Below are 19,478 nucleotides of genomic sequence, written 5' to 3'. Positions count from 1 at the left end.
GGCTTACTTGACCTCGGTGACAGCGAACTGTTGCCGAGCGCCCGCGACGACGATCTCCAGTTCATCCCCCTCGAACTTGCCCAGCAGGCCTTTGCCCAACGGTGAACGAGGGGTGATGACGGTCACCGGTTGCCCCACCACCTCTACCTTCAGTCCCGCCCCATCCGGCGCCAGGAACAGCCATTGTTCGTGGCCGTTTTCGTCTTCGAGGCCCAGCAGCGCGCCGACCTGGATACCAACTTGCTCGTCGTACGGGCGCAGGGTCAGGTTCTGGCAGAGCGCCAGCGCCTGCCGGATTTCCTCGACGCGCCTGGCCTGGCCGGCGGCGAGATAGGAGGCCTCGAGCCCCAGGGTGTCGTACTTGTTTTCGGCAATGTTCTCTTCGTGGGTCGCCGCCTCATAGGCGGTCTGCGCCGCCCGCTGAGCGATCTCCAGATCGCCACGGAGCTTGTCGAGAATCAGTTGGTGGACCGTAGGTTTGTTCATGATCAATCGCAGAATTGCAGGACGTTGGCCCGGCTCTTTTCGCTCGGCGCCGTCTGGTCCTGTTGCAACCAGAACTGGCATTTCGGGTTGGACTGGTTGCGCAGGTTGCTGCGCGCATTATCCAGGGCCTGCTGCTGTTCGTTTTTACGCAGGTTTTCCTGGTACTGCTCGAACATGCGGTTGGACGCCGCCGATTCCGCGCTGGGCGGTTTTGCCAGCTGTTGCACGGCCTGGGCGACGGGCGCCAATTGCTGGTCGAACAGAAAACGCCAGGCCAGCCAGCAGGTCAGGGCGATCGCCAGAAAACCCAGCCACAATCCCAGGGCAATACTGCCGCTGAGTTGAAGTGCGTTTACGCTGATACGTAATGATCGACGGGGTGTCGGGCGATAGGGCATGGCAGCCTCCTGGCAGGCGGTGTCGGCAAGCTGCGATTGTCGCACGAAGATTATCGGCGTTGGCTCTTCTGTCAGTAGCCATTTATGCGGACAATCGGCGCCTTTGCCAAATGGAGCCCGGAATGAAAGCCTCCTGGGATATTTTCTGCAGCGTCGTCGACAACTACGGCGATATCGGCGTGACCTGGCGGCTGGCCCGGCAATTGGTGGCCGAACATCAGTGCGCGATGCGGCTGTGGGTGGATGACCTGCGGGCCTTCGAGCGTTTGTGCCCGCCCATCGATATCGCCTTGCCTCAGCAATGGCAGGAAGGTGTCGATGTGCGTCACTGGCCAACCGAGTGGTCGCCGGTGGCGGCTGCCGATGTGGTGATCGCGGCCTTTGCCTGCCAGTTGCCAGCGGCTTATATGGAGGCGATGGCCGAGCGTGAACATACCCCTTTGTGGTTGAACCTCGATTACCTCAGCGCCGAGACCTGGGTGACCGGCTGCCACGGCCTGCCCTCGGTGAAGTTCAAGGGCGTGCAGAAGTACTTCTTTTTCCCCGGGTTTCAAGCCGGCACCGGTGGGCTGCTACGCGAGGCTGGATTGCTGGAGCGGCGCAGGGCGTTTCAGCAGGACTCCCTGGCCCGGCAACGCTTCCTGGAAGGGCTCGGCGTATTTGCAGCACCTGGCGCGCGATTGATGTCGCTGTTCGCCTATGAGAACGCCGGCCTGGCCAGTTGGCTGCAAGCGCTGGCTGCCGACTCGCGGGCTACCCATCTGCTGGTTCCCGAAGGGCGGATCCTCGGTGACGTGCAACACTGGCTGGGTGTCGAGGCGCTGGCGGCGGGTGCGGTGCAGGTCCGTGGGGCCTTGACGGTACAGGTGCTGCCGTTCGTCCGACAGGAGGAATACGACCAGCTCCTGTGGTCCTGCGATTTCAACGCGGTACGCGGTGAGGACTCGTTCGTGCGTGCGCAATGGGCCGGCCGGCCGATGCTCTGGCACATTTATCAACAGGACGAAGACATTCACCTGGACAAGCTCGACGCCTTTCTCGAGCTTTATACGCAGGGGCTGTCGCCAGAGGTCAAGGCGGCGCTGATCGACCTGTGGCGGGCCTGGAATGCCGGAGGCGAGATGGCGCAAGGCTGGAAAAAGCTGCTCGAACACTGGCCGGAAGTGGCTGCTCACGCCGAAAAGTGGTGTCTGGAACAGGGCTCGCAGCCCGATCTTGCTGCGGCGCTGGTGCAGTTTTACCTAAATTGGATATGATACGCGGCCTAGATTTTTGTAAATCCCATCCAAATTCGGATATTCGCAATGAAAACTGGTAAAGAACTCAAACCCGGTACCGTGATCCGTATCGACAACGATCCTTGGCTGGTTCAGAAAGCTGAATTCACCAAGTCCGGTCGTAACAGCGCGATCATGAAGACCAAGCTGAAGAACCTGCTGACCGGTTACAAGACCGAAACCGTTTACGGTGCGGACGACAAACTGGACGACGTGATCCTGGATCGCAAAGAAGCGACCCTGTCGTTCATCAGCGGCGACACCTACACGTTCATGGACACCACCGATTACACCATGTACGAGCTGAACGCTGAAGACATCGAAGCCGTTCTGCCGTTCATCGAAGAAGGCATGACCGACGTTTGCGAAGCTGTGTTCTTCGAAGACCGTCTGGTTTCCGTTGACCTGCCGACCACCATCGTGCGCCAGGTTGACTACACCGAAGGTTCCGCTCGCGGCGACACTTCGGGCAAGGTGATGAAGCCTGCCAAACTGAAGAACGGTACCGAGCTGTCGGTTGCGGACTTCATCGAAATCGGCGACATGATCGAGATCGATACTCGCGAAGGCGGTTCCTACAAAGGCCGCGCCAAGGTTTAAGCCCCTGCTTGAATCCTTAGCCACGAAAAAGCCCGACCATCGAGTCGGGCTTTTTTGTGGCCGAAGGCCTGGGTGGCAAACTTACTTCAGATGTTGCTTGAGCTCATCGGATGCCTGCAGCAGGGCCGAACGCACCGCGGGTACCTGGCTGACCACGTTGAGCAGACCGTAGTCATGGATCATCCCGTTGTAGCGCACCGAGGTCACGGTCACGCCGGCTTCGTCCAGCTTGCGGGCATAGGCTTCGCCTTCGTCGCGCAGTACGTCGGCGCCGGCCGTCTGGATCAGCGCGGGTGGCAGGCCCTTGAGCTGGGCGCTGGTGGCGCGCAGCGGTGAAGCGTAGATCTCGTTACGCTGCTGGGCATCGGTGGTGTAGTTGTCCCAGAACCACTTCATCATGTTTTTGCTGAGAAAGTGCCCCTCGGCATATTGGTTATACGACGCCGTTTCGAAATTCGCGTCGGTCACCGGCCACAACAACAGCTGGAACCGGATCGCCGGCGTGCCCTTGTCCTTGGCCATCAGGCTGACCACTGCTGCCATATTGCCGCCGACGCTGTTGCCGGCAACCGCCAGGCGCCTGCCGTCGACGTTGATTTCCCGGCCATGCTCGGCCACCCATTGGGTGGCCGCGTAAGCCTGATTGATCGCCACCGGGTAATGAGCTTCCGGGGACGGCGTGTAATTGACGAATACCGCCGCCGCCCCGGAGCCCACCACCAGGTCCCGCACCAAGCGCTCGTGGGTCGGGAAGTCTCCCAGCACCCAGCCGCCGCCGTGGAAGAACATGAACACCGGCAAGGTGCCTTTCACTCCGGCCGGCCTGACGATGGTCAGGCTGATGGCCTGGCCGTCGACGTCGATGGTCTTCTGGCTGACATCCGCCTTGGGCAGCGTCAGCTTGACCCCGGCCTGGGCGCCGACCAGCACGGCTCGGGCCTCTTTGGGTGTCATCTGTTCCATCGGCTTGCCGCTGCCGGCGTTCAAGGCGTCGAGGAACGCCTGGGTGTTGTGTTCGACCCCGCCTTCGGCGAACGCGGTGTTGATGGACAGGGCGAGAAGGCTACCGGTCAAGACCTTGCTGAAAGTGTTCATGTTCGTCTCCTGGGCGGTGCGGGCGCTGGCGCGCAGCTGGGTTAGACAGTCACGTGCAGACGTACGTCGACGTTGCCGCGGGTGGCGTTGGAGTAAGGGCAGACCTGGTGAGCCGCTTCGACCAGGGACTGCGCGTCGCTCTGTTCAAGACCTGGCAGGCTGATATGCAGGTCGATGTCCAGGCCGAAGCCGCCAGGAATCTGGCCGATGCCGACGTGCGCAGTGATCGACGCGTTGTCCGGGATCTTGCGCTTGCTTTGGCTGGCGACGAATTTCAGGGCGCCGATAAAGCAGGCGGAGTAGCCGGCGGCGAAGAGTTGCTCAGGGTTGGTCGCCTGGCCGCCGGCACCACCGAGTTCTTTGGGGGTGGAGAGTTTGACGTCGAGGATGTTGTCGCTGGAGACGGCGCGACCATCACGGCCACCGGTTGCGGTTGCGACTGCGGTATAGAGAGTTTGCATGGTGTGAGCCTCTTGGGTTTTGAAGTTTTGCGCTAAATATTTGCGCGCTAAGTAAGTGCGAAACAAATGTATCTCTCAAATATTTAGTGCGCAAGATAAATTTTGAAAAAAACTCGAAAATGCTTGCCAGCAGTCCATGTTTTTCGGCTAAGCGAATGATTTAAATAATATTTTTATCGAGAATTTTTTTCGTCGATACGCTATTAGCGGCATCGAAACAGAGAGAATCGCGAGCAAGCGCTCCTGGAGAGGGGCGGGGTGTGCTCGCGAGAGCGCCGTTAAAGGCTGTCTTGCAGATGGCCACGCAGGTTCAGCAGGTCGGCCTGCAGTTTGCGCAGTTGCTCCAGGGTCAGGCCGCTGGCGCCGAGGATGCATTGGGGAACGCCGCGCGCCCGGTCATACAGGGCCTGCCCTTGCTCGGTCAGCTCGATGATCACCACCCGTTCGTCTTCGCGGCTGCGGGTCCGGCTCAGCAATCCCTCGGCTTCCAGGCGCTTGAGCAAGGGCGTCAATGAACCGGGATCGGTCAGCAGGCGACTGCTGATCTCGCCGACGGTCAGGCCGTCCTGCTCCCAGAGCACCATCATTGCCAGGTACTGGGGATACGTCAGGCCCAGCTCCTGCAGCAGTGGTTTATAGACTTTGGTCATCAGCAACGAAGTCGAGTGAAGGGCGAAACACAGCTGGTTATCCAGCAGCAGGTCGTCGCATTTTTCCGGGGTGGAGCCTTTGGTGTTCATGGTCGGGCCTTGATCGATATTCGCCCTGAATCTAGCGGGCGAATCTTTAATGCGCCAGATAATTCTCACGAGCGCTCAGCCCATGGCGCTCTGCAGGGCCAGATCCCAGGGCGGAATCGGACTGAAGCGAGTCTTCAGGTATTCCAGCAACAGGCGGCTGCGAGCGTTGGTGTGCTGTTCCAGGCGCAAGGCGTAGATACCGGCGCTTTCCGGTTTGGGCAGGCCGGTTTCGCAGAACAGCGGCAGCAGTTCCCCACGCAGCAGGTATTCGCTGGCCAGCCAGGTCGGCAGGTGGGCGATGCCCAGCCCGGCCAGGGCTCCGGATAGCAGGGCCTCGGCATTGTTGGCGCTCATGCGGATGCGTTGTGGGCGATGAGTCTGCAACTGCCCGTCCAGTTCGAAGCGCCAGGCGAACAGTGGGGCCAGGCCGTCCCAATCCAGGCCGTCGTGCTGGCTCAGTTCGGCGGGATGCACCGGGGTGCCGCGCAGCTTGAGGTAGGCCGGGCTGGCGCAGGCGATGCGCACGATGCTCGCCAATGACGTCGCCACCATCCGGGTATCGACCCTTTGCCCGGCGCGCAGCACCAGATCGACCTTGCCCAGGTGCGAACCCTGCATGTCGACGAAGCTGTCGATCAGGTGCAACTGCACATCCAGCCCCGGATAGAGCATCAGGAAATCGGCGATCGCCGGCGCCAGGTGTCGCCGGCCGAACGCCGCGGGAGCGTCGATGCGGATCAGGCCTTCCGGCGCGTGGCTCAAGGACACGGCTTCCGCCCGCGCCAGTTGTAGTTCGGCGACGATGCGCCGGGCGCGTTCGGCAAAGGCCTGGCCAGCCGCCGTCGCCACCACCGCGTGGGTGGTGCGCATGAACAGCTTGCTGCCGACGGCGTTTTCCAGGCTGTCGATACGCCGGGCCACCGCCGAAGGGGTCAAGGGATGCCGGCGGGCGGCAGCGGAAAAACTCCCGGCTTCCAGCACATCGAGGAATAGACCGAGCTGATCGGTGAGGGCGTTGGGGTTCATGGCGGACATTTGCTTGTGCGAAGTTGGCAAAGCCATTGTGCGTTGCTGTGCGTTTCCGCACCAGAGCCGACTGCGTAGCATGCAAGGCCTGAGTGAGGAGAGCGGCGGTGATCGATTTAGCGATGTATGTGGTATTGGGCGCGGCGCTGGGCACGGTGGGCGGCTTGTTCGGGATCGGTGGAGGGCTGATTGCGATTCCGGTGCTGGGCGTGCTGTTCGGGCTGGACCAGCAGATCGCCCAGGGCACGGCGTTGGTGATGGTGGTGCCGAACGTGATGCTCGCGCTGTGGCGTTATCACCAGCGCAACCGGATCGAGGCGCGCCATGCGTTGCCGTTGGCCCTGATGGGCTTCAGTTTTGCCTGGCTCGGTTCGATCTGGGCGGTGGGCATTGATGCCCAAGTCATGCGGATCGGCTTCGTCGCGTTCCTGGTGGCCTTGTCGGCCTACAACCTGTTGCGCATGTTCCTGGCCAATGCCCCGGCTTCGGCGCAGATGCGCTATCCCTGGCCGTGGCTTGGTGTGCTGGGTGCGGCTTCCGGGGCCATGGGCGGGCTGTTCGGCGTCGGCGGCGCGGTGGTTGCCACCCCGGTGCTGACCAGCGTGTTCGGCACCACCCAGGTGGTCGCCCAGGGGCTGTCGCTGGCCCTGGCCCTGCCCAGCACCGGGGTGACCCTGGTGACCTACGGGGTGCATCAGGAAGTGGACTGGATGATCGGCCTGCCGCTGGCGGCGGGTGGGCTGTTGAGCATCAGTTGGGGGGTGAAAATCGCCCATGCGCTGCCCGAGCGAATGCTGCGCGGGCTGTTCTGCGGCTTCCTGGTGGTCTGCGCGGTGATGCTCGCCTTTAAAGTTTGAAGCCTTCGACTATGTGCTCGGCCAGGCATTCGGTGATGGGCGAGGGCGTGTTGAGGTTGCGCACCAGCATGATGCTGGCCTCGGGCAGCAGGGGCAGATCCTCGGCGGCGCCCAGGATGCGCATGTCCGGGGTGATCAGGCTTTCCAGCTGAGCGGTGATCGCCAGGCCGGCGCTGACCACGGCCATCAGTGCCGACAGGCTGGAGCTGTTATAGGCGATGCGATAGTCGCGCCCGGCGGCGTCCAGCGCATTGCAGGCCCATTGCCTGCAGAAGCAATCGCTGTTGAACATCGCCAGGGGCAGCGGCGTCTGTTCGTGGGGGCAGAACCCCTGGGCCTCGGCCCAGACGAAACGCTCCTTGCGCAGCAACTGGCCGATTTCGCTGCCCGGCTCGCGGGTGACGATAGACAGGTCCAGATCCTGGCGCAGCAGCAGTTGCTTGGACGACTCGCAATGCACCTCGATCTGGATCAAGGGGTAGGCCTGGGCAAAGCGCGACAGGATCCCCGGCAGAAAACGCATCACGTAATCGTCCGGCGTACCGATGCGCACGGTGCCGACCATGTGCGGCTCGCGCAGGGTGTTGAACACCTCGCTGTGCAGTTTCAGGATGCGCCGTGCGTAACCCAGCAGCACCTGGCCTTCGGCGGTCAGGCGTACCTGCCGGCCCTCACGCTGGAACAACTGGCGTTGCAACACGTCTTCCTCGAGCCGCTTCATCTGCATGCTCACCGCGGACTGGGTGCGATTGACCTGCTCCCCGGCCTTGGTGAAACCGCCCTGGTCGGCGATGGCGACGAAGGTGCGCAGAACCTCGGTATCAATGCTTGGGTAGCTGGACAATTCATCAAACTCCGAGATGTATTGCATAAGAAACATTCGTTGGATTGATCTTAGCCCTGGGTGGAGACTTGAGCCATCCCCACTGGAGGGCAAGACGATGAAAGGTCAAAAAGGTTTTGTACTGGCTCACCGGTTTGCATGGCATGGCACTTCCTTGCGGCACCTGCTGCAGAGGATTGTCCGCTGGCATCAGCTGCACCGTGAACGCAACATGCTGGCCGGCATGAGTGATGAGGCGCTGAAGGATATCGGCCTCAGTCGCGCGGATGTGGAGCGGGAGACCGTGCGGCCGTTCTGGGACGATCCGATGCACAAGTGAATGTCAAAACGCTACACAAGCCACTTCTCACTGAGGTAGTTTGCGGGCAGACAAGGAGATTGCCATGCCCGCAGAACTGTCCTTTTCCCTCAAGCAGGCTCGGCGTCTGGCGCTGGCCGCCCAGGGTTTTTCCGGGCGGCCACTGCCTGCGACGATCAGGCCCGCACAGCTCAATCGCCTGATCGCGCGCCTGGGTATCCTGCAGATCGATTCGGTCAATGCCCTGGTGCGTTCGCACTACCTGCCGCTGTTTTCCCGCCTTGGCGACTATCCTGCGCAACTGCTGGACCAGGCTGCCTGGAGCCAGGGCCGGCAACGCACGCTGTTCGAATACTGGGGCCACGAAGCCTCGTTGCTGCCGCTGTCGCTGTACCCGCTGATGCGTTGGCGCATGCAGCGGGCCAGCCAGGGGCAGGGGATCTACCAGCAGTTGGCGCGTTTCGGCCAGGAGCAGCAGGCGACTATTCGCCGGGTGCTGGCCGCGGTCGAGGAACAGGGCGCCCTCGGGGCGGGCAGCCTGTCGACCCGTGAGGAACGCGCCGGCCCTTGGTGGGACTGGAGTGCGGAGAAGCATGCGCTGGAATGGCTGTTTGCCGCCGGTGAGGTGACGGTCGCTGGTCGGCGTGGATTCGAGCGCTTGTACGACTTGCCGGAGCGGGTGATTCCTTCGAGCATCCTGCAGCATTCGCCGCTCAGCGAGGCCGATGCCCAGCGCGGTTTGCTACTGCATGCCGCCAGCGCCCTGGGCGTGGCCACCGAGAAGGATCTGCGCGACTATTTTCGCCTGGAGCTGGCAGACAGCCGGGCGCGCCTGGCGGAATTGCTGGAGGGCGGCGAACTGCTGGCCTGCGAGGTGGCGGGCTGGAAGCAAGCGGCGTATTGCCTGCCAGAGGCCAAGGTGCCGCGCAGCGTGCCGGCCAGCGCCTTGCTTTCTCCCTTCGATTCGCTGATCTGGGAACGCAGTCGCACCGAGCGCCTGTTCGATTTCCGCTATCGCCTGGAGATCTACACCCCGCAGCACAAGCGGGTGTACGGCTATTACGTGTTGCCGTTTCTGCACCACGAACGGATCGCCGCGCGGGTCGACCTGCGGGCAGAAAGGGCGCAGGGGCGCCTGGCGGTGCATGCCGTGCATGAGGAGGATCTGGGGTTGGACGAGCAGGGGATGCAGGCGCTGGCGAGCAGCTTGCGGAGCATGGCCGACTGGCTGGGGCTGGCCGACGTCCAGCTCAATTGCCCAAGGGCCAGCGCCCAGCGCTTGCGTGCGTTTCTTTGACCAGCATCGATCATCCAGCTTCCCCTGGATGATCGAATGCTAGGAGTTCAACGCTTGACCTGTTTCAAGGTCTCGGCAATCAGGAACGCCAGCTCCAGCGACTGATCGGCGTTCATCCGCGGGTCGCAATGGGTGTGGTAGCGATCCGACAAAGCATCTTCGGTAATCGGCCGCGCGCCACCGATGCACTCGGTGACGTTCTGCCCGGTCATCTCGATGTGGATACCGCCGGCATAGCTGCCCTCGGCTTCGTGGACCTGGAAGAACTGCTTCACCTCATTGAGGATCTGCGCGAAATCGCGGGTCTTGTAACCGCTGCTGGCCTTGATGGTATTGCCATGCATCGGGTCGGAACTCCACAGCACCTTCTTGCCTTCGCCTTCCACCGCGCGGATCAGCTGCGGCAGGTGGTCGCCGACCTTGTTCACGCCCATGCGCACGATCAGGTTCAGGCGGCCTGGATCGTTGTCCGGGTTGAGGATGTCGATCAGGCGGATCAGCTCCTCGGTGTTCATGCTCGGGCCCACCTTGACCCCGATCGGGTTATTCACCCCGCGCAGGAATTCGACGTGGGCGCCGTCGAGCTGGCGGGTGCGATCGCCGATCCACAGCATGTGCGCCGAGCAGTCGTAATAGTCGTTGGTCAGGCTGTCGCGACGGACGAAGGCTTCCTCATAGTTCAGCAGCAGCGCCTCGTGGGCGGTGAAGAAGCTGGTCTCGCGCAGTTGCGGCGAGCTGTCCATGCCGCAGGCGCGCATGAAGGCCAGGGTTTCGTCGATGCGGTCGGCCAGTTGGCTGTACTTCTCGGCCAGGGCGGAGTTGGCGATGAAGTCCAGGTTCCATTTGTGCACCTGGTGCAGGTCGGCAAAACCGCCCTGGGCAAAGGCGCGCAGCAGGTTCAGGGTGGCGGTGGCCTGGTGATAGGACTGCAACAGGCGGTCCGGGTCCGGCACCCGGCTTTTCGCATCGAAACCTATGCCGTTGACGATATCGCCGCGGTAGGCCGGCAGGGTCACGCCATTGATGGTTTCGTCGTTGGCCGAGCGCGGCTTGGCGAACTGGCCGGCCATGCGCCCGACCTTGACCACCGGGCAACCGGCGGCGAAGGTCATGACGATCGCCATCTGCAGCAGGACCTTGAAGGTGTCGCGGATCTTCGCCGCCGAGAACTCGGCGAAGCTCTCGGCGCAATCGCCACCCTGCAGCAGAAAGGCACGACCCTGGGTCACTTCGGCAAACTGGCGGCGCAACTCCCGGGCTTCGCCGGCAAACACCAGCGGCGGGTAGCTGGCCAGGGTCTGCTCGACCTGCAACAGGTGTGCGGCGTCGGGGTAGACGGGTTGTTGCTGGATCGGCAGGGCGCGCCAGCTGTCAGGGCTCCAGGGTTGGCTCATCACGGACTCGGGTGTTTTTAAGGTCGGACAGGCATGTTATCAGCAATTAGTGCGTGACCTGTTCCCGCCGGTTCGCGGACAATCGCGCCTTTCCCGCTCGGCGCCGAGCGGCCGGTTTATCGCGACGGCGAGGTTGAGCCCCGTCGCGGCTAGGAGAAGAGATGACTGAGGAGCGCGTCGAGCGCCTGCTCGCCGAAGTGCACGATGAGTTCGGCATGATTCGGGTACTGGAAGTGGCGGATTACCGCTTCCTCGAATTTGGCGATGCCATCGAGCAGAGCTGCGTGTTTACCGCCGACCCGAGCTGGCTGGAGTACGACTACACCCGCGCCATGCTGATCGGTGCGCTGTGCCATGAGCAGCCCGAGAGTGCGCTGTTTCTCGGCCTGGGCGCTGGCACCCTGACCCAGGCCTGCCTCAAGTTCCTGCCGCTGGACGATGTCGAGGCCATCGAGCTGCGCCCCGACGTGCCGCGCCTGGCTATCGAGTACCTGGGGCTGGATGACGATCCGCGTCTGTATATCCGGGTGGGCGATGCGCTCGAACTGCTGGACAGCGCCGAGTCGGCGGACCTGATTTTCGTCGACCTGTACACCGACGTCGGACCGGGCGTCGGACACCTGGCCTGGGGTTTCCTGGAAAACTGCCAGAAGCGCCTCAACCCGGGCGGCTGGCTGGTGATCAACCAGTGGGCCACCGACGATGGCAAGCCGCTCGGTGCGGCCTTGCTGCGCGGGCTTTACCATCGGCACTACTGGGAGCTGCCGGTGAAGGAGGGCAACGTGATTCTGATCGTGCCGTCCGACCTGGAGCAGGGTCTGGACATGGACGGTCTGAGCGCCCGGGCCGAGGCGCTGGCGCCACGCCTGGGCTATTCGTTGCAGTCGTTGATCAAGTGCATCCGTCCGGCGACCTGAGTCGGCTGTCCGCTTCGCGGATCGTCCGCATCTGTAGGAGCGAGGCTTGCCCGCGATAGAACCTCACATTCACCACGGGTTCAGGCCGCTCAACACCCCTTGAACACCCCCGGGCGCTTCTCGACCATCGCTCGCACACCTTCCTTGGCATCCTCGCTGTTCAACAGCGTCTTCACCAGCGGCGGCAGCCCCTGCGCTGCCGCGCTTTCTCCTTCGAACCGGGCTTGTCGGGCCGACATCAGGGTGGCTTGAACCCCCAGCGGCGCCTGGCAGGCGATCCGTTCGGCGAGGGCCAGGGCGCGGGGCAGCAGGTCTTCGCTGGCCATCACCTCCTGCACCAGCCCCAGGCGCAGGGCTTCATGGGCGTCGAACTCGTCGCCGGTGAGCAACCAGCGCATGGCATTGCCCCAGCCGGCGATCTGATGCAGGCGCAGGGTGGCGCCGCCAAAGGGAAAGATGCCGCGTTGCACTTCCAGTTGGGCGAAGCGGGTATTGCTGGCGCACAGGTTGATATCCGACGCCAGCATCAGCTCGATGCCTATGGTCAGGCAGTAGCCCTGCACCGCGACTATCACCGGTTTGCTGACCCGTGGCCCGGCGAAGACACCCCAGGGATCGCAACCGCCGGCCGGTGCCTGCCAGCCTTCGGCGAGTTTCGCCCCGACGTTGGCCAGGTCCAGCCCCGCGGTGAAGTGCTCGCCATGGCCGAACACCACGGCGACCCGGGCCTCGCTGCTGGCCTCGAACTCGCCGTAGGCCAGGCTGAGTTGATCGAGCAGCTGCAGGTCGAAGGCATTGCGCTTGGCGACCCGGTCCAGGCCGATGAGGAAGAGATGACCACGTTGTTCACGGCTGACGCGACTGCAACTGGGCTGGCTCATGGGGCATTTCCTCGGACGGTAAAGAGTGTCTCGGACCGACGGTATCGGCCGGCAAGATGAACCGTTTAAGCGTCATCCCCCGACAGGCGTGGGCCTGTGCAAAATAGACCTTTGCCGGATTATCCGCAAAGCCTGTGACAACTAGGTATTCAGCGGGTTTTTCCGATAAAAAAAACTCCCTTTTTTGAGTAATTCCGGTATAGTGCGCGCCGGCCTTTAACCGGGCCTCGTTTAGGTGATGCAATTCCCCGAAGTCAGCTTCGGCTGCTTGTCCGCTGCGCGGACTATCCTTGACGTTCATTTCTTTCAATCGTTTTCGCAAATCCCCGCCGACAAAGCTGCCAGGGTGACTCTTGAGTCTTACACGGCATGCGCAGCTTTGGAGCATGGGTCTTTGCGGATGCACTTAGAGGCAGACCCATGACCCAGGAAATCGGCGGCTTCGCCGCTCTTGAACTTCATCCCAATATTGTCGCTGCAGTAGTCGCTACCGGCTATGAAGAGCCTTCGGCCATTCAGCAGCAGTCGATCCCGATCATCCTCGCCGGTCACGATATGATTGGTCAGGCGCAAACCGGTACCGGTAAGACCGCCGCGTTCGCCCTGCCTATCCTGCACCGCATTGATCCGTCCAAGCGCGAGCCGCAAGCTCTGATCCTGGCCCCAACCCGTGAGTTGGCGCTGCAAGTTGCAACCGCTTTCGAAACCTACGCCAAGCAAATGCCGGGCGTAACTGTTGTGGCTGTCTACGGCGGCGCGCCGATGGGCCCACAACTGAAAGCAATCCGTAATGGCGCACAGATCGTTGTCGCCACTCCGGGCCGTCTGTGCGACCACCTGCGTCGCGACGAAAAAGTCCTGGCTACCGTGAACCACCTGGTTCTCGACGAAGCCGACGAAATGCTGAAACTGGGCTTCATGGATGACCTGGAAGTCATCTTCAAGGCCATGCCGGAAACCCGTCAGACCGTACTGTTCTCGGCCACCCTGCCGCAGTCGATCCGTGCGATCGCCGAGCGTCACCTGAAGGACCCGAAACACGTCAAGATCCAGAGCAAGACTCAGACCGTCACCGCGATCGAACAGGCTCACCTGTTGGTTCACGCTGACCAGAAGACTTCTGCTGTTCTCAGCCTGCTGGAAGTGGAAGATTTCGACGCCCTGATCATGTTCGTGCGCACCAAGCAAGCGACCCTGGACCTGGCCAGTGCCCTGGAAGCCAAAGGCTACAAAGCTGCCGCGCTGAACGGCGACATCGCCCAGAACCAGCGTGAGCGTGTGATCGACTCCCTCAAGGATGGCCGCCTGGACATCGTTGTGGCGACTGACGTTGCCGCCCGTGGCCTGGACGTACCGCGCATCACCCACGTATTCAACGTGGACATGCCGTACGACCCGGAATCCTACGTGCACCGTATCGGCCGTACCGGCCGTGCCGGTCGCGAAGGTCGTGCGCTGCTGCTGGTGACTCCACGCGAGCGCCGCATGCTGCAAGTGATCGAGCGTGTAACCGGTCAGAAGGTTGCCGAAGTTCGCCTGCCGGACGCTCAAGCCGTTCTCGACGCGCGCATCAAGAAGCTGACCAACAGCCTGTCGCCGCTGGTCGCTGACGCTGAATCGACCCACGGTGATCTGCTGGATCGCCTGACCGCCGATATCGGTTGCAGCCCGCGTGCCCTGGCCGCGGCCCTGCTGCGCAAGGCCACCAACGGTCAGGCGCTGAACCTGGCAGCGATCGAGAAGGAACGCCCACTGGTGCCGAACAGCGCGCCACGTGGCGACCGTCCTGAGCGTTCCGGCGATCGTCCTGATCGCGGCGAGCGTGAGCGTCGCGCACCGATGCCTCTGGCTGAAGGTCGTGCCCGTTGCCGTACCGCGCTGGGCGCGCGTGACGGTATCGCGGCCAAGAACCTGCTGGGCGCCATCCTCAACGAAGGCGGCCTGGCCCGCGAAGCCATCGGTCGCATCCAGGTGCGTGACAGCTTCAGCCTGGTCGAGCTGCCGGAGGAAGGTCTGGAGCGTCTGCTGACCAAGCTGAAGGACACTCGCGTGGCCGGCAAGCAGTTGAAGCTGCGTCGCTATCGCGAAGACTGATCAGTGCTGAGCTGATTGGTTGAACGAAAAAATCCCCGCCTGGTGCGGGGATTTTTTTTGCCTGGGGTTTGGATCAGTTGTCGCATCGTGATGCGCCAGGCCCGGCAAGGGCATCAACCGAAGCGATAGATATCCATGCCCAGCGCGCCCATGGTGAAGCCTTGATGGGCGATGCTGAAGTCGCCACCGGCGCCTCTGGCGAAGTACAGCGGCAGCAGGTGTTCATCGCTGGGGTGGCTGCGCACGGCATTCGGCGCCTGGCGACGGTAGTCGTGCAACGCGGCTTCATCATTGGCGGCGAGTTTCTCGATTATCCAGTCGCGGAACGCCTTGGCCCACGGCTCGACGCTTTCCGGGCCGGCGTGCCAATCCAGTTCGCGCAGGTTGTGGGTAATACTGCCCGAGCCGATCAACAACACCCCCTGTTGCCGCAGGCTGGACAGGGCATGCCCGACCTGAGTCTGCAGGGTTGGTCCAAGGCGACTGGGCAGAGACACCTGGACCACCGGAATATCCGCCTGTGGGTACATCAGCGACAGCGGCACCCAGACCCCGTGGTCGAACGGGCGCTGGTCATCGAGCTGCGCCGGCAGGCCATCGGCCCTGAGCAACTGCGCCACCTGTTCCGCCAGTTCAGGCTGGCCGGGGGCGGGGTATTGCACGGCGAACAGCGCGGCGGGAAAGCCGCCGAAGTCATGCCAGGTTTGCGGTTGCGGGTTGCTGCTGACCCGCAGGTCCTGGCTTTCCCAGTGGGCCGACACCACCACTATGGCCTTGGGGCGCGGTAGCTCGGCGGCCAGGCGGGCGAGGGCCGGGCCGCTGGCGCCGGGTTCCAGGGCGAGCATCGGTGATCCGTGGGAGATGAACAGGCTAGGGAGCATGAATAAGGTCCTGAGCGTTAAGATGCACCATCTTCAATCAGATCATTGATCTGAATCTAATATAAGTTTTTGTGGTTTTTGATCGAATTTCAGGGTGATTTATGCAGCCGGAGTTTTGGCACAAACGGTGGGAACAGAATCAGATCGGCTTCCATTTGTCCGAGGTTAATCCTTACCTGCAACGCTACTGGCCCCAGTTGGAGCTGGCGTCGGGTTCGCGGGTACTGGTGCCGCTGTGCGGCAAGAGCCTGGACCTGAGCTGGCTGGCCAGCCAGGGCCATCAGGTGCTGGGTATCGAGTTGTCGGAGAAGGCCATCCAGGACTTTTTCAGCGAACAGCAGGTGCAGCCGCAGGTTGAGCTTCGAGGTGGATTCAAAGTCTATGAGTACGGCCCGATCCAGCTCTGGTGCGGCGACTTTTTTGCCCTGCAGGCCACGGATGTCGCCGGCTGCCAGGCGTTGTACGACCGCGCGGCGTTGATCGCCTTGCCGCCGCAGATGCGTGAGCGGTATGCGGCGCATCTGCAGTCGGTCCTGCCTCAGGGCTGCCAGGGGCTGCTGATCACTCTGGATTACGACCAGGCGCTGATGGCGGGGCCGCCTTTCGCCGTGCTCGATGACGAGGTCAAGGTCTTGCTCGGTAAGCGCTGGCAGCTGCGGGTCGAGGAGGTGCGGGACATTCTTGGCGAGAGCTGGAAGTTTCTCCAGGGCGGCGTGACCCGCCTCGAAGAACGGGTCTATCGCTTGCTGGCGCGCTGAGCCCCGGCCTTTTTCCAGACCATGAAAAAGGGCGACTTGCGTCGCCCTTTTTTGTGTTTGCCAGCGTTATCAGCCGCGACGACGGCTCAGGGCGTCGATACGCTCTTCCAGTGGAGGGTGGCTCATGAACATGCGAGCCAGGCCTTGTTTGAGGCCACCGTTGATGCCGAAGGCATTCAAGGTGTCGGGCATGTGCACCGGCAGGCCCTGTTCCGAGCGCAGGCGTTGCAGGGCGCCGATCATGGCCGCGGTACCGGCCAGTTGCGCGCCGGCTTCGTCGGCACGGAATTCGCGCTTGCGCGAGAACCACATGACGATGGCGCTGGCCAGGATGCCCAGGACCAGTTCGGCGAAGATGGTCGCGATGTAGTAGGCGATGCCCTGACCTTCTTCGTTCTTGAAGATCACCTTGTCGACGAAGTTGCCGATGATGCGCGCGAAGAACATCACGAAGGTGTTCACCACGCCCTGGATCAGCGCCAGGGTGACCATGTCGCCGTTGGCCACGTGACCGATCTCGTGGGCCAGCACGGCTTTCACTTCATCGGGCGAGAAACGCTCGAGCAGGCCCTGGCTGACCGCAACCAGCGCGTCGTTCTTGTTCCAGCCGGTGGCGAAGGCGTTGGCCTCGTAGGCCGGGAAAATACCGACTTCGGGCATCTTGATCCCGGCTTCGCGGGACAGTTGCTCGACGGTTTGCAGCAGCCATTGCTCATGACGAGTACGAGGCTGGGTAATGATCTGGGTGCTGGTGCTCATTTTCGCCATCCACTTGGAGATGAACAGCGAGAACAGGGAACCGGCGAAACCAAAGACCGCACAGAAAACCAGCAGCTGATTGAGGTTGAGATCAACCCCATTGGCCGCCATGAACCCGTTGAAGCCGAAAAGGCTCAGGGTGATGCTGGCAATCAGCACGACCGCCAGGTTAGTGGCCAAGAACAGCAGGATGCGCATCATGGTTGTAGAAATCTCCTCATGCTAAAGATGTAGCGTTCTGCGGGGTATATAAGGTGCGGCACCGGCCTATTCAACCGGGTGACTATTTCAAACTGTGTCCTGCAGGCTGATTTTAGACGCTTGCATGAGCTTTCTGTCGCAGTTGGGCAGCCACCGGAAGCCGAGCCGCACTTCAGAGGCATGCAACCACTGGGCACAAGGCGCAAGGCAAAGATACAGAAGGGTAGGCGTAGCAGGGAGTACAGAAGTGTTGCTGAATTAATCGCAGTGCGACCGTGGCGGCCGCACTGCGTCGCAAGGCTTACTTTACTGGCGATACGACTTGAGGAAGCTGCCGATACGGCCGATCGCCTGTTCCAGGTCATCGACCCGTGGCAGGGTCACGACGCGGAAGTGGTCCGGCCATGGCCAGTTGAAGGCGGTGCCCTGAACCACCAGCAGTTTCTCCGAGAGCAGCAGGTCCAGGACGAACTTCTCGTCGTTGTGGATCGGGCAGACTTTCGGGTCGATTTTCGGGAAGGCGTACAGCGCGCCCATAGGCTTGACGCAACTGACGCCGGGGATGTCGTTGAGCAGTTCCCAGGTGCGGTTGCGCTGTTCCAGCAAACGGCCCGGTGGCAGCACCAGGTCGTTGATGCTCTGATAGCCGCCCAGCGCCGTTTGAATGGCGTGCTGGCTCGGCACGTTGGCGCACAGGCGCATGTTGGCCAGCATGTCGATGCCTTCGATGTAGCTCTGGGCGTGGTGCTTGGGACCGGAAATGGCCACCCAGCCGGAACGGAAACCGGCCACCCGGTAGGACTTGGACAGGCCGTTGAAGGTCAGGCACAGCAGGTCCGGCGCCAGGGAGGCGGTGCAGACGTGCACGGCATCATCGTAGAGGATCTTGTCGTAGATCTCGTCGGAGAACACCACCAGGTTGTGCTGGCGTGCCAGTTCGAGCATGTCCAGCAACACTGCCTTGGGGTACACCGCGCCGGTCGGGTTGTTCGGGTTGATGATCACCAGGGCCTTGGTGTTCGGGGTGATCTTGGCCTTGATGTCGGCGATGTCCGGCCACCAGTTGGCCTGCTCGTCGCACAGGTAGTGCACCGGGTTGCCGCCGGCCAGGCTCACGGCCGCGGTCCACAGCGGATAGTCCGGGGCCGGGACCAGCACTTCGTCACCGTTGTTGAGCAGGGCCTGCATGGCCATGACGATCAGTTCGGAAACGCCGTTGCCCAGGTAGATGTCTTCGATGCCGACGCCTTCCACCTGCTTTTGCTGGTAGTACTGCATGACGGCCTTGCGTGCGCTGAACAGGCCCTTGGAGTCGCTGTAGCCCTGTGCGGTCGGCAGGTTGCGGATTACGTCCTGGAGGATTTCGTCCGGCGCTTCGAAACCAAAAGGCGCCGGGTTGCCGATGTTCAGCTTGAGGATGCGATGGCCTTCCTCTTCCAGGCGTTTGGCGTGCTTGAGCACTGGGCCGCGAATGTCATAACAGACGTTGGCGAGCTTGTTCGATTTGCTGACCTGCATGGCGATGTGTTCCCGAAAATGAACGATCCAGACGGTGAGTGAGCTACCGTACTGGGAATCCTGCGTTTGCACACAGGCCTGAAGCCTGGGTTCGCGGCGGCAAAATCCGTTTGAACCCGTGTAACACGGCTGCCAGACTGGCGTCTAACGAGGCGCAATCATACGTGCCGCCCGATCCGTGGAAAAGATACAGATCGGGCTTTTTCAGTTGCAGAGGAAGGACCATGGAAAAGCTGGAAAAAACCCTTGAAGAATGGCGTGCCATGCTCGATCCGGAGCAGTACAACGTCTGTCGTCTCAAAGGCACCGAACGACCGTTCTCGGGCAAGTACAACGCCACCAAGACCGACGGTGTGTATCACTGCATCTGCTGCAATGCGCCGTTATTCGACTCCAGGGCCAAATTCGATTCCGGTTGCGGCTGGCCGAGCTTCTACGAGCCAATCGGCGAGAGCGCCATGGTCGAGATCCGTGACCTGAGCCACGGCATGATCCGTACCGAAGTGGTCTGCGCCAAATGCGATGCGCACCTGGGGCATGTGTTCCCGGACGGTCCGCCGCCGACCGGCCTGCGCTACTGCATCAACTCGGTGTGCCTGGACCTGGTTCCACGCTGACCGGAGCGAGCGGCCAAGGCGATTTTTCGGAATCGCTTTTCGATTTATTAAATTGCGCACAATTTAATTGAGTACTACT

Annotated in this window: 21 protein-coding genes and 1 pseudogene; 9 read left to right on the top strand and 13 right to left on the bottom strand. The window is 62.0% G+C overall.

The genetic code is table 11. The features are described 5' to 3' along the window. Positions 1-3: 3 nt before the first annotated feature. Together CXQ81_RS23425 and CXQ81_RS23420 are read right to left on the bottom strand one after the other, a co-directional pair. Positions 4-486, bottom strand: coding sequence for an elongation factor GreAB (locus CXQ81_RS23425; protein ID WP_009044959.1), 483 nt, complete (start codon positions 484-486; stop codon positions 4-6). A gap of 2 nt (positions 487-488) precedes the next feature. Continuing rightward, a complete protein-coding gene (locus tag CXQ81_RS23420) occupies positions 489-884 on the bottom strand; it encodes a hypothetical protein (RefSeq protein ID WP_101338710.1) in 396 nt (131 codons plus the stop codon). 122 nt (positions 885-1,006) lie between these two features. Between CXQ81_RS23420 and earP the strand changes: the two genes are divergently transcribed. Together earP and CXQ81_RS23410 are read left to right on the top strand one after the other, a co-directional pair. Further along, positions 1,007-2,140, top strand: coding sequence for an elongation factor P maturation arginine rhamnosyltransferase EarP (gene earP, locus CXQ81_RS23415; RefSeq protein ID WP_101338709.1), 1,134 nt, complete (start codon positions 1,007-1,009; stop codon positions 2,138-2,140). 48 nt (positions 2,141-2,188) lie between these two features. After that, complete coding sequence (locus tag CXQ81_RS23410; protein WP_007931398.1) at positions 2,189-2,761, top strand: elongation factor P; 573 nt, start codon at positions 2,189-2,191, stop codon at positions 2,759-2,761. A gap of 81 nt (positions 2,762-2,842) precedes the next feature. Here the strand turns inward: CXQ81_RS23410 and CXQ81_RS23405 are convergent, their stop codons facing one another. From CXQ81_RS23405 to CXQ81_RS23390, 4 genes are all read right to left on the bottom strand, one after another. Beyond that, the gene (locus CXQ81_RS23405; protein WP_101338708.1) at positions 2,843-3,856 is read right to left on the bottom strand and encodes an alpha/beta hydrolase; all 1,014 of its coding nucleotides are present in this window, start codon (positions 3,854-3,856) and stop codon (positions 2,843-2,845) included. A gap of 41 nt (positions 3,857-3,897) precedes the next feature. Beyond that, positions 3,898-4,317 (bottom strand): organic hydroperoxide resistance protein, encoded by a 420-nt coding sequence (locus tag CXQ81_RS23400; RefSeq protein WP_009044954.1) that lies wholly within the window; start codon positions 4,315-4,317, stop codon positions 3,898-3,900. Between the two features lie 278 nt (positions 4,318-4,595). Then, the gene (locus tag CXQ81_RS23395) at positions 4,596-5,057 is read right to left on the bottom strand and encodes a MarR family winged helix-turn-helix transcriptional regulator (RefSeq protein WP_053280308.1); all 462 of its coding nucleotides are present in this window, start codon (positions 5,055-5,057) and stop codon (positions 4,596-4,598) included. 75 nt (positions 5,058-5,132) lie between these two features. Beyond that, positions 5,133-6,083, bottom strand: coding sequence for a LysR family transcriptional regulator (locus CXQ81_RS23390; RefSeq protein WP_025805488.1), 951 nt, complete (start codon positions 6,081-6,083; stop codon positions 5,133-5,135). Positions 6,084-6,190: 107 nt separating this feature from the next. On the opposite strand from CXQ81_RS23390, the gene CXQ81_RS23385 reads away from it, so the two are divergent. Beyond that, positions 6,191-6,940, top strand: coding sequence for a sulfite exporter TauE/SafE family protein (locus CXQ81_RS23385; protein ID WP_101338707.1), 750 nt, complete (start codon positions 6,191-6,193; stop codon positions 6,938-6,940). Here CXQ81_RS23385 and CXQ81_RS23380 read toward each other — a convergent pair. Next, positions 6,930-7,784, bottom strand: a complete 855-nt coding sequence (locus tag CXQ81_RS23380; RefSeq protein ID WP_162136185.1) for a LysR substrate-binding domain-containing protein — start codon at positions 7,782-7,784, stop codon at positions 6,930-6,932. The two genes, CXQ81_RS23385 and CXQ81_RS23380, sit on opposite strands and share 11 nt — an antisense overlap. A gap of 97 nt (positions 7,785-7,881) precedes the next feature. On the opposite strand from CXQ81_RS23380, the gene CXQ81_RS23375 reads away from it, so the two are divergent. Then, positions 7,882-8,103: a DUF1127 domain-containing protein gene (locus CXQ81_RS23375; protein WP_101338706.1), complete on the top strand. Its 222-nt coding sequence runs from the start codon at positions 7,882-7,884 to the stop codon at positions 8,101-8,103. Positions 8,104-8,167: 64 nt separating this feature from the next. Next, positions 8,168-9,379, top strand: coding sequence for a winged helix-turn-helix domain-containing protein (locus tag CXQ81_RS23370; protein WP_101338705.1), 1,212 nt, complete (start codon positions 8,168-8,170; stop codon positions 9,377-9,379). 47 nt (positions 9,380-9,426) lie between these two features. On the opposite strand, the gene CXQ81_RS23365 is transcribed toward CXQ81_RS23370, so the two are convergent. Next, positions 9,427-10,773, bottom strand: coding sequence for a class II 3-deoxy-7-phosphoheptulonate synthase (locus CXQ81_RS23365; protein WP_007931431.1), 1,347 nt, complete (start codon positions 10,771-10,773; stop codon positions 9,427-9,429). Between the two features lie 161 nt (positions 10,774-10,934). Here CXQ81_RS23365 and CXQ81_RS23360 point away from each other — a divergent pair, with 161 nt between their 5' ends. Beyond that, positions 10,935-11,690: a spermidine synthase gene (locus CXQ81_RS23360; protein ID WP_007931432.1), complete on the top strand. Its 756-nt coding sequence runs from the start codon at positions 10,935-10,937 to the stop codon at positions 11,688-11,690. A gap of 89 nt (positions 11,691-11,779) precedes the next feature. Here CXQ81_RS23360 and CXQ81_RS23355 read toward each other — a convergent pair whose 3' ends face one another. Both CXQ81_RS23355 and CXQ81_RS31295 read right to left on the bottom strand, forming a co-directional pair. Beyond that, positions 11,780-12,571 (bottom strand): crotonase/enoyl-CoA hydratase family protein, encoded by a 792-nt coding sequence (locus CXQ81_RS23355; RefSeq protein WP_101338704.1) that lies wholly within the window; start codon positions 12,569-12,571, stop codon positions 11,780-11,782. Beyond that, positions 12,537-12,872: a hypothetical protein gene (locus CXQ81_RS31295; RefSeq protein WP_164485202.1), complete on the bottom strand. Its 336-nt coding sequence runs from the start codon at positions 12,870-12,872 to the stop codon at positions 12,537-12,539. Before CXQ81_RS31295 ends, CXQ81_RS23355 begins: the two co-directional genes overlap by 35 nt. An 85-nt stretch (positions 12,873-12,957) precedes the next feature. Between CXQ81_RS31295 and CXQ81_RS23345 the strand changes: the two are divergent. Next, a pseudogene (locus CXQ81_RS23345) lies at positions 12,958-14,665 on the top strand (DEAD/DEAH box helicase). 113 nt (positions 14,666-14,778) lie between these two features. Here CXQ81_RS23345 and CXQ81_RS23340 read toward each other — a convergent pair. Next, positions 14,779-15,546, bottom strand: a complete 768-nt coding sequence (locus CXQ81_RS23340; RefSeq protein WP_101338703.1) for a class III extradiol ring-cleavage dioxygenase — start codon at positions 15,544-15,546, stop codon at positions 14,779-14,781. 101 nt (positions 15,547-15,647) lie between these two features. On the opposite strand from CXQ81_RS23340, the gene CXQ81_RS23335 reads away from it, so the two are divergent. Then, a complete protein-coding gene (locus CXQ81_RS23335; protein ID WP_101338702.1) occupies positions 15,648-16,304 on the top strand; it encodes a thiopurine S-methyltransferase in 657 nt (218 codons plus the stop codon). Between the two features lie 69 nt (positions 16,305-16,373). Here CXQ81_RS23335 and htpX read toward each other — a convergent pair whose 3' ends face one another. Together htpX and CXQ81_RS23325 are read right to left on the bottom strand one after the other, a co-directional pair. Then, the gene (htpX, locus tag CXQ81_RS23330; RefSeq protein ID WP_007931437.1) at positions 16,374-17,264 is read right to left on the bottom strand and encodes a protease HtpX; all 891 of its coding nucleotides are present in this window, start codon (positions 17,262-17,264) and stop codon (positions 16,374-16,376) included. A 306-nt stretch (positions 17,265-17,570) separates the two neighbouring features. Beyond that, positions 17,571-18,782, bottom strand: coding sequence for a pyridoxal phosphate-dependent aminotransferase (locus tag CXQ81_RS23325; RefSeq protein WP_007931438.1), 1,212 nt, complete (start codon positions 18,780-18,782; stop codon positions 17,571-17,573). A gap of 224 nt (positions 18,783-19,006) precedes the next feature. On the opposite strand from CXQ81_RS23325, the gene msrB reads away from it, so the two are divergent. Continuing rightward, positions 19,007-19,399: a peptide-methionine (R)-S-oxide reductase MsrB gene (gene msrB, locus CXQ81_RS23320; protein WP_007931439.1), complete on the top strand. Its 393-nt coding sequence runs from the start codon at positions 19,007-19,009 to the stop codon at positions 19,397-19,399. Positions 19,400-19,478 lie beyond the last annotated feature (79 nt).

The sequence above is a fragment of the Pseudomonas sp. 09C 129 genome (assembly GCF_002843625.1).
GTDB classification, from domain to species: Bacteria; Pseudomonadota; Gammaproteobacteria; order Pseudomonadales; family Pseudomonadaceae; genus Aquipseudomonas; species Aquipseudomonas chlororaphis.
This window is presented reverse-complemented; position numbering and strand designations above follow the sequence as displayed.

Excerpts from the sequence above, each read along its gene's own strand:
- CXQ81_RS23425 (WP_009044959.1), bottom strand. The coding sequence starts at position 486 with ATGAACAAACCTACGGTCCACCAACTGATTCTCGACAAGCTCCGTGGC.
- CXQ81_RS23420 (WP_101338710.1), bottom strand. The coding sequence starts at position 884 with ATGCCCTATCGCCCGACACCCCGTCGATCATTACGTATCAGCGTAAAC.
- earP (WP_101338709.1), top strand. The coding sequence starts at position 1,007 with ATGAAAGCCTCCTGGGATATTTTCTGCAGCGTCGTCGACAACTACGGC.
- CXQ81_RS23410 (WP_007931398.1), top strand. The coding sequence starts at position 2,189 with ATGAAAACTGGTAAAGAACTCAAACCCGGTACCGTGATCCGTATCGAC.
- CXQ81_RS23405 (WP_101338708.1), bottom strand. The coding sequence starts at position 3,856 with ATGAACACTTTCAGCAAGGTCTTGACCGGTAGCCTTCTCGCCCTGTCC.
- CXQ81_RS23400 (WP_009044954.1), bottom strand. The coding sequence starts at position 4,317 with ATGCAAACTCTCTATACCGCAGTCGCAACCGCAACCGGTGGCCGTGAT.
- CXQ81_RS23395 (WP_053280308.1), bottom strand. The coding sequence starts at position 5,057 with ATGAACACCAAAGGCTCCACCCCGGAAAAATGCGACGACCTGCTGCTG.
- CXQ81_RS23390 (WP_025805488.1), bottom strand. The coding sequence starts at position 6,083 with ATGAACCCCAACGCCCTCACCGATCAGCTCGGTCTATTCCTCGATGTG.
- CXQ81_RS23375 (WP_101338706.1), top strand. The coding sequence starts at position 7,882 with ATGAAAGGTCAAAAAGGTTTTGTACTGGCTCACCGGTTTGCATGGCAT.
- CXQ81_RS23370 (WP_101338705.1), top strand. The coding sequence starts at position 8,168 with ATGCCCGCAGAACTGTCCTTTTCCCTCAAGCAGGCTCGGCGTCTGGCG.
- CXQ81_RS23365 (WP_007931431.1), bottom strand. The coding sequence starts at position 10,773 with ATGAGCCAACCCTGGAGCCCTGACAGCTGGCGCGCCCTGCCGATCCAG.
- CXQ81_RS23360 (WP_007931432.1), top strand. The coding sequence starts at position 10,935 with ATGACTGAGGAGCGCGTCGAGCGCCTGCTCGCCGAAGTGCACGATGAG.
- CXQ81_RS23355 (WP_101338704.1), bottom strand. The coding sequence starts at position 12,571 with ATGAGCCAGCCCAGTTGCAGTCGCGTCAGCCGTGAACAACGTGGTCAT.
- CXQ81_RS31295 (WP_164485202.1), bottom strand. The coding sequence starts at position 12,872 with ATGAACGTCAAGGATAGTCCGCGCAGCGGACAAGCAGCCGAAGCTGAC.
- CXQ81_RS23340 (WP_101338703.1), bottom strand. The coding sequence starts at position 15,546 with ATGCTCCCTAGCCTGTTCATCTCCCACGGATCACCGATGCTCGCCCTG.
- CXQ81_RS23335 (WP_101338702.1), top strand. The coding sequence starts at position 15,648 with ATGCAGCCGGAGTTTTGGCACAAACGGTGGGAACAGAATCAGATCGGC.
- htpX (WP_007931437.1), bottom strand. The coding sequence starts at position 17,264 with ATGATGCGCATCCTGCTGTTCTTGGCCACTAACCTGGCGGTCGTGCTG.
- CXQ81_RS23325 (WP_007931438.1), bottom strand. The coding sequence starts at position 18,782 with ATGCAGGTCAGCAAATCGAACAAGCTCGCCAACGTCTGTTATGACATT.
- msrB (WP_007931439.1), top strand. The coding sequence starts at position 19,007 with ATGGAAAAGCTGGAAAAAACCCTTGAAGAATGGCGTGCCATGCTCGAT.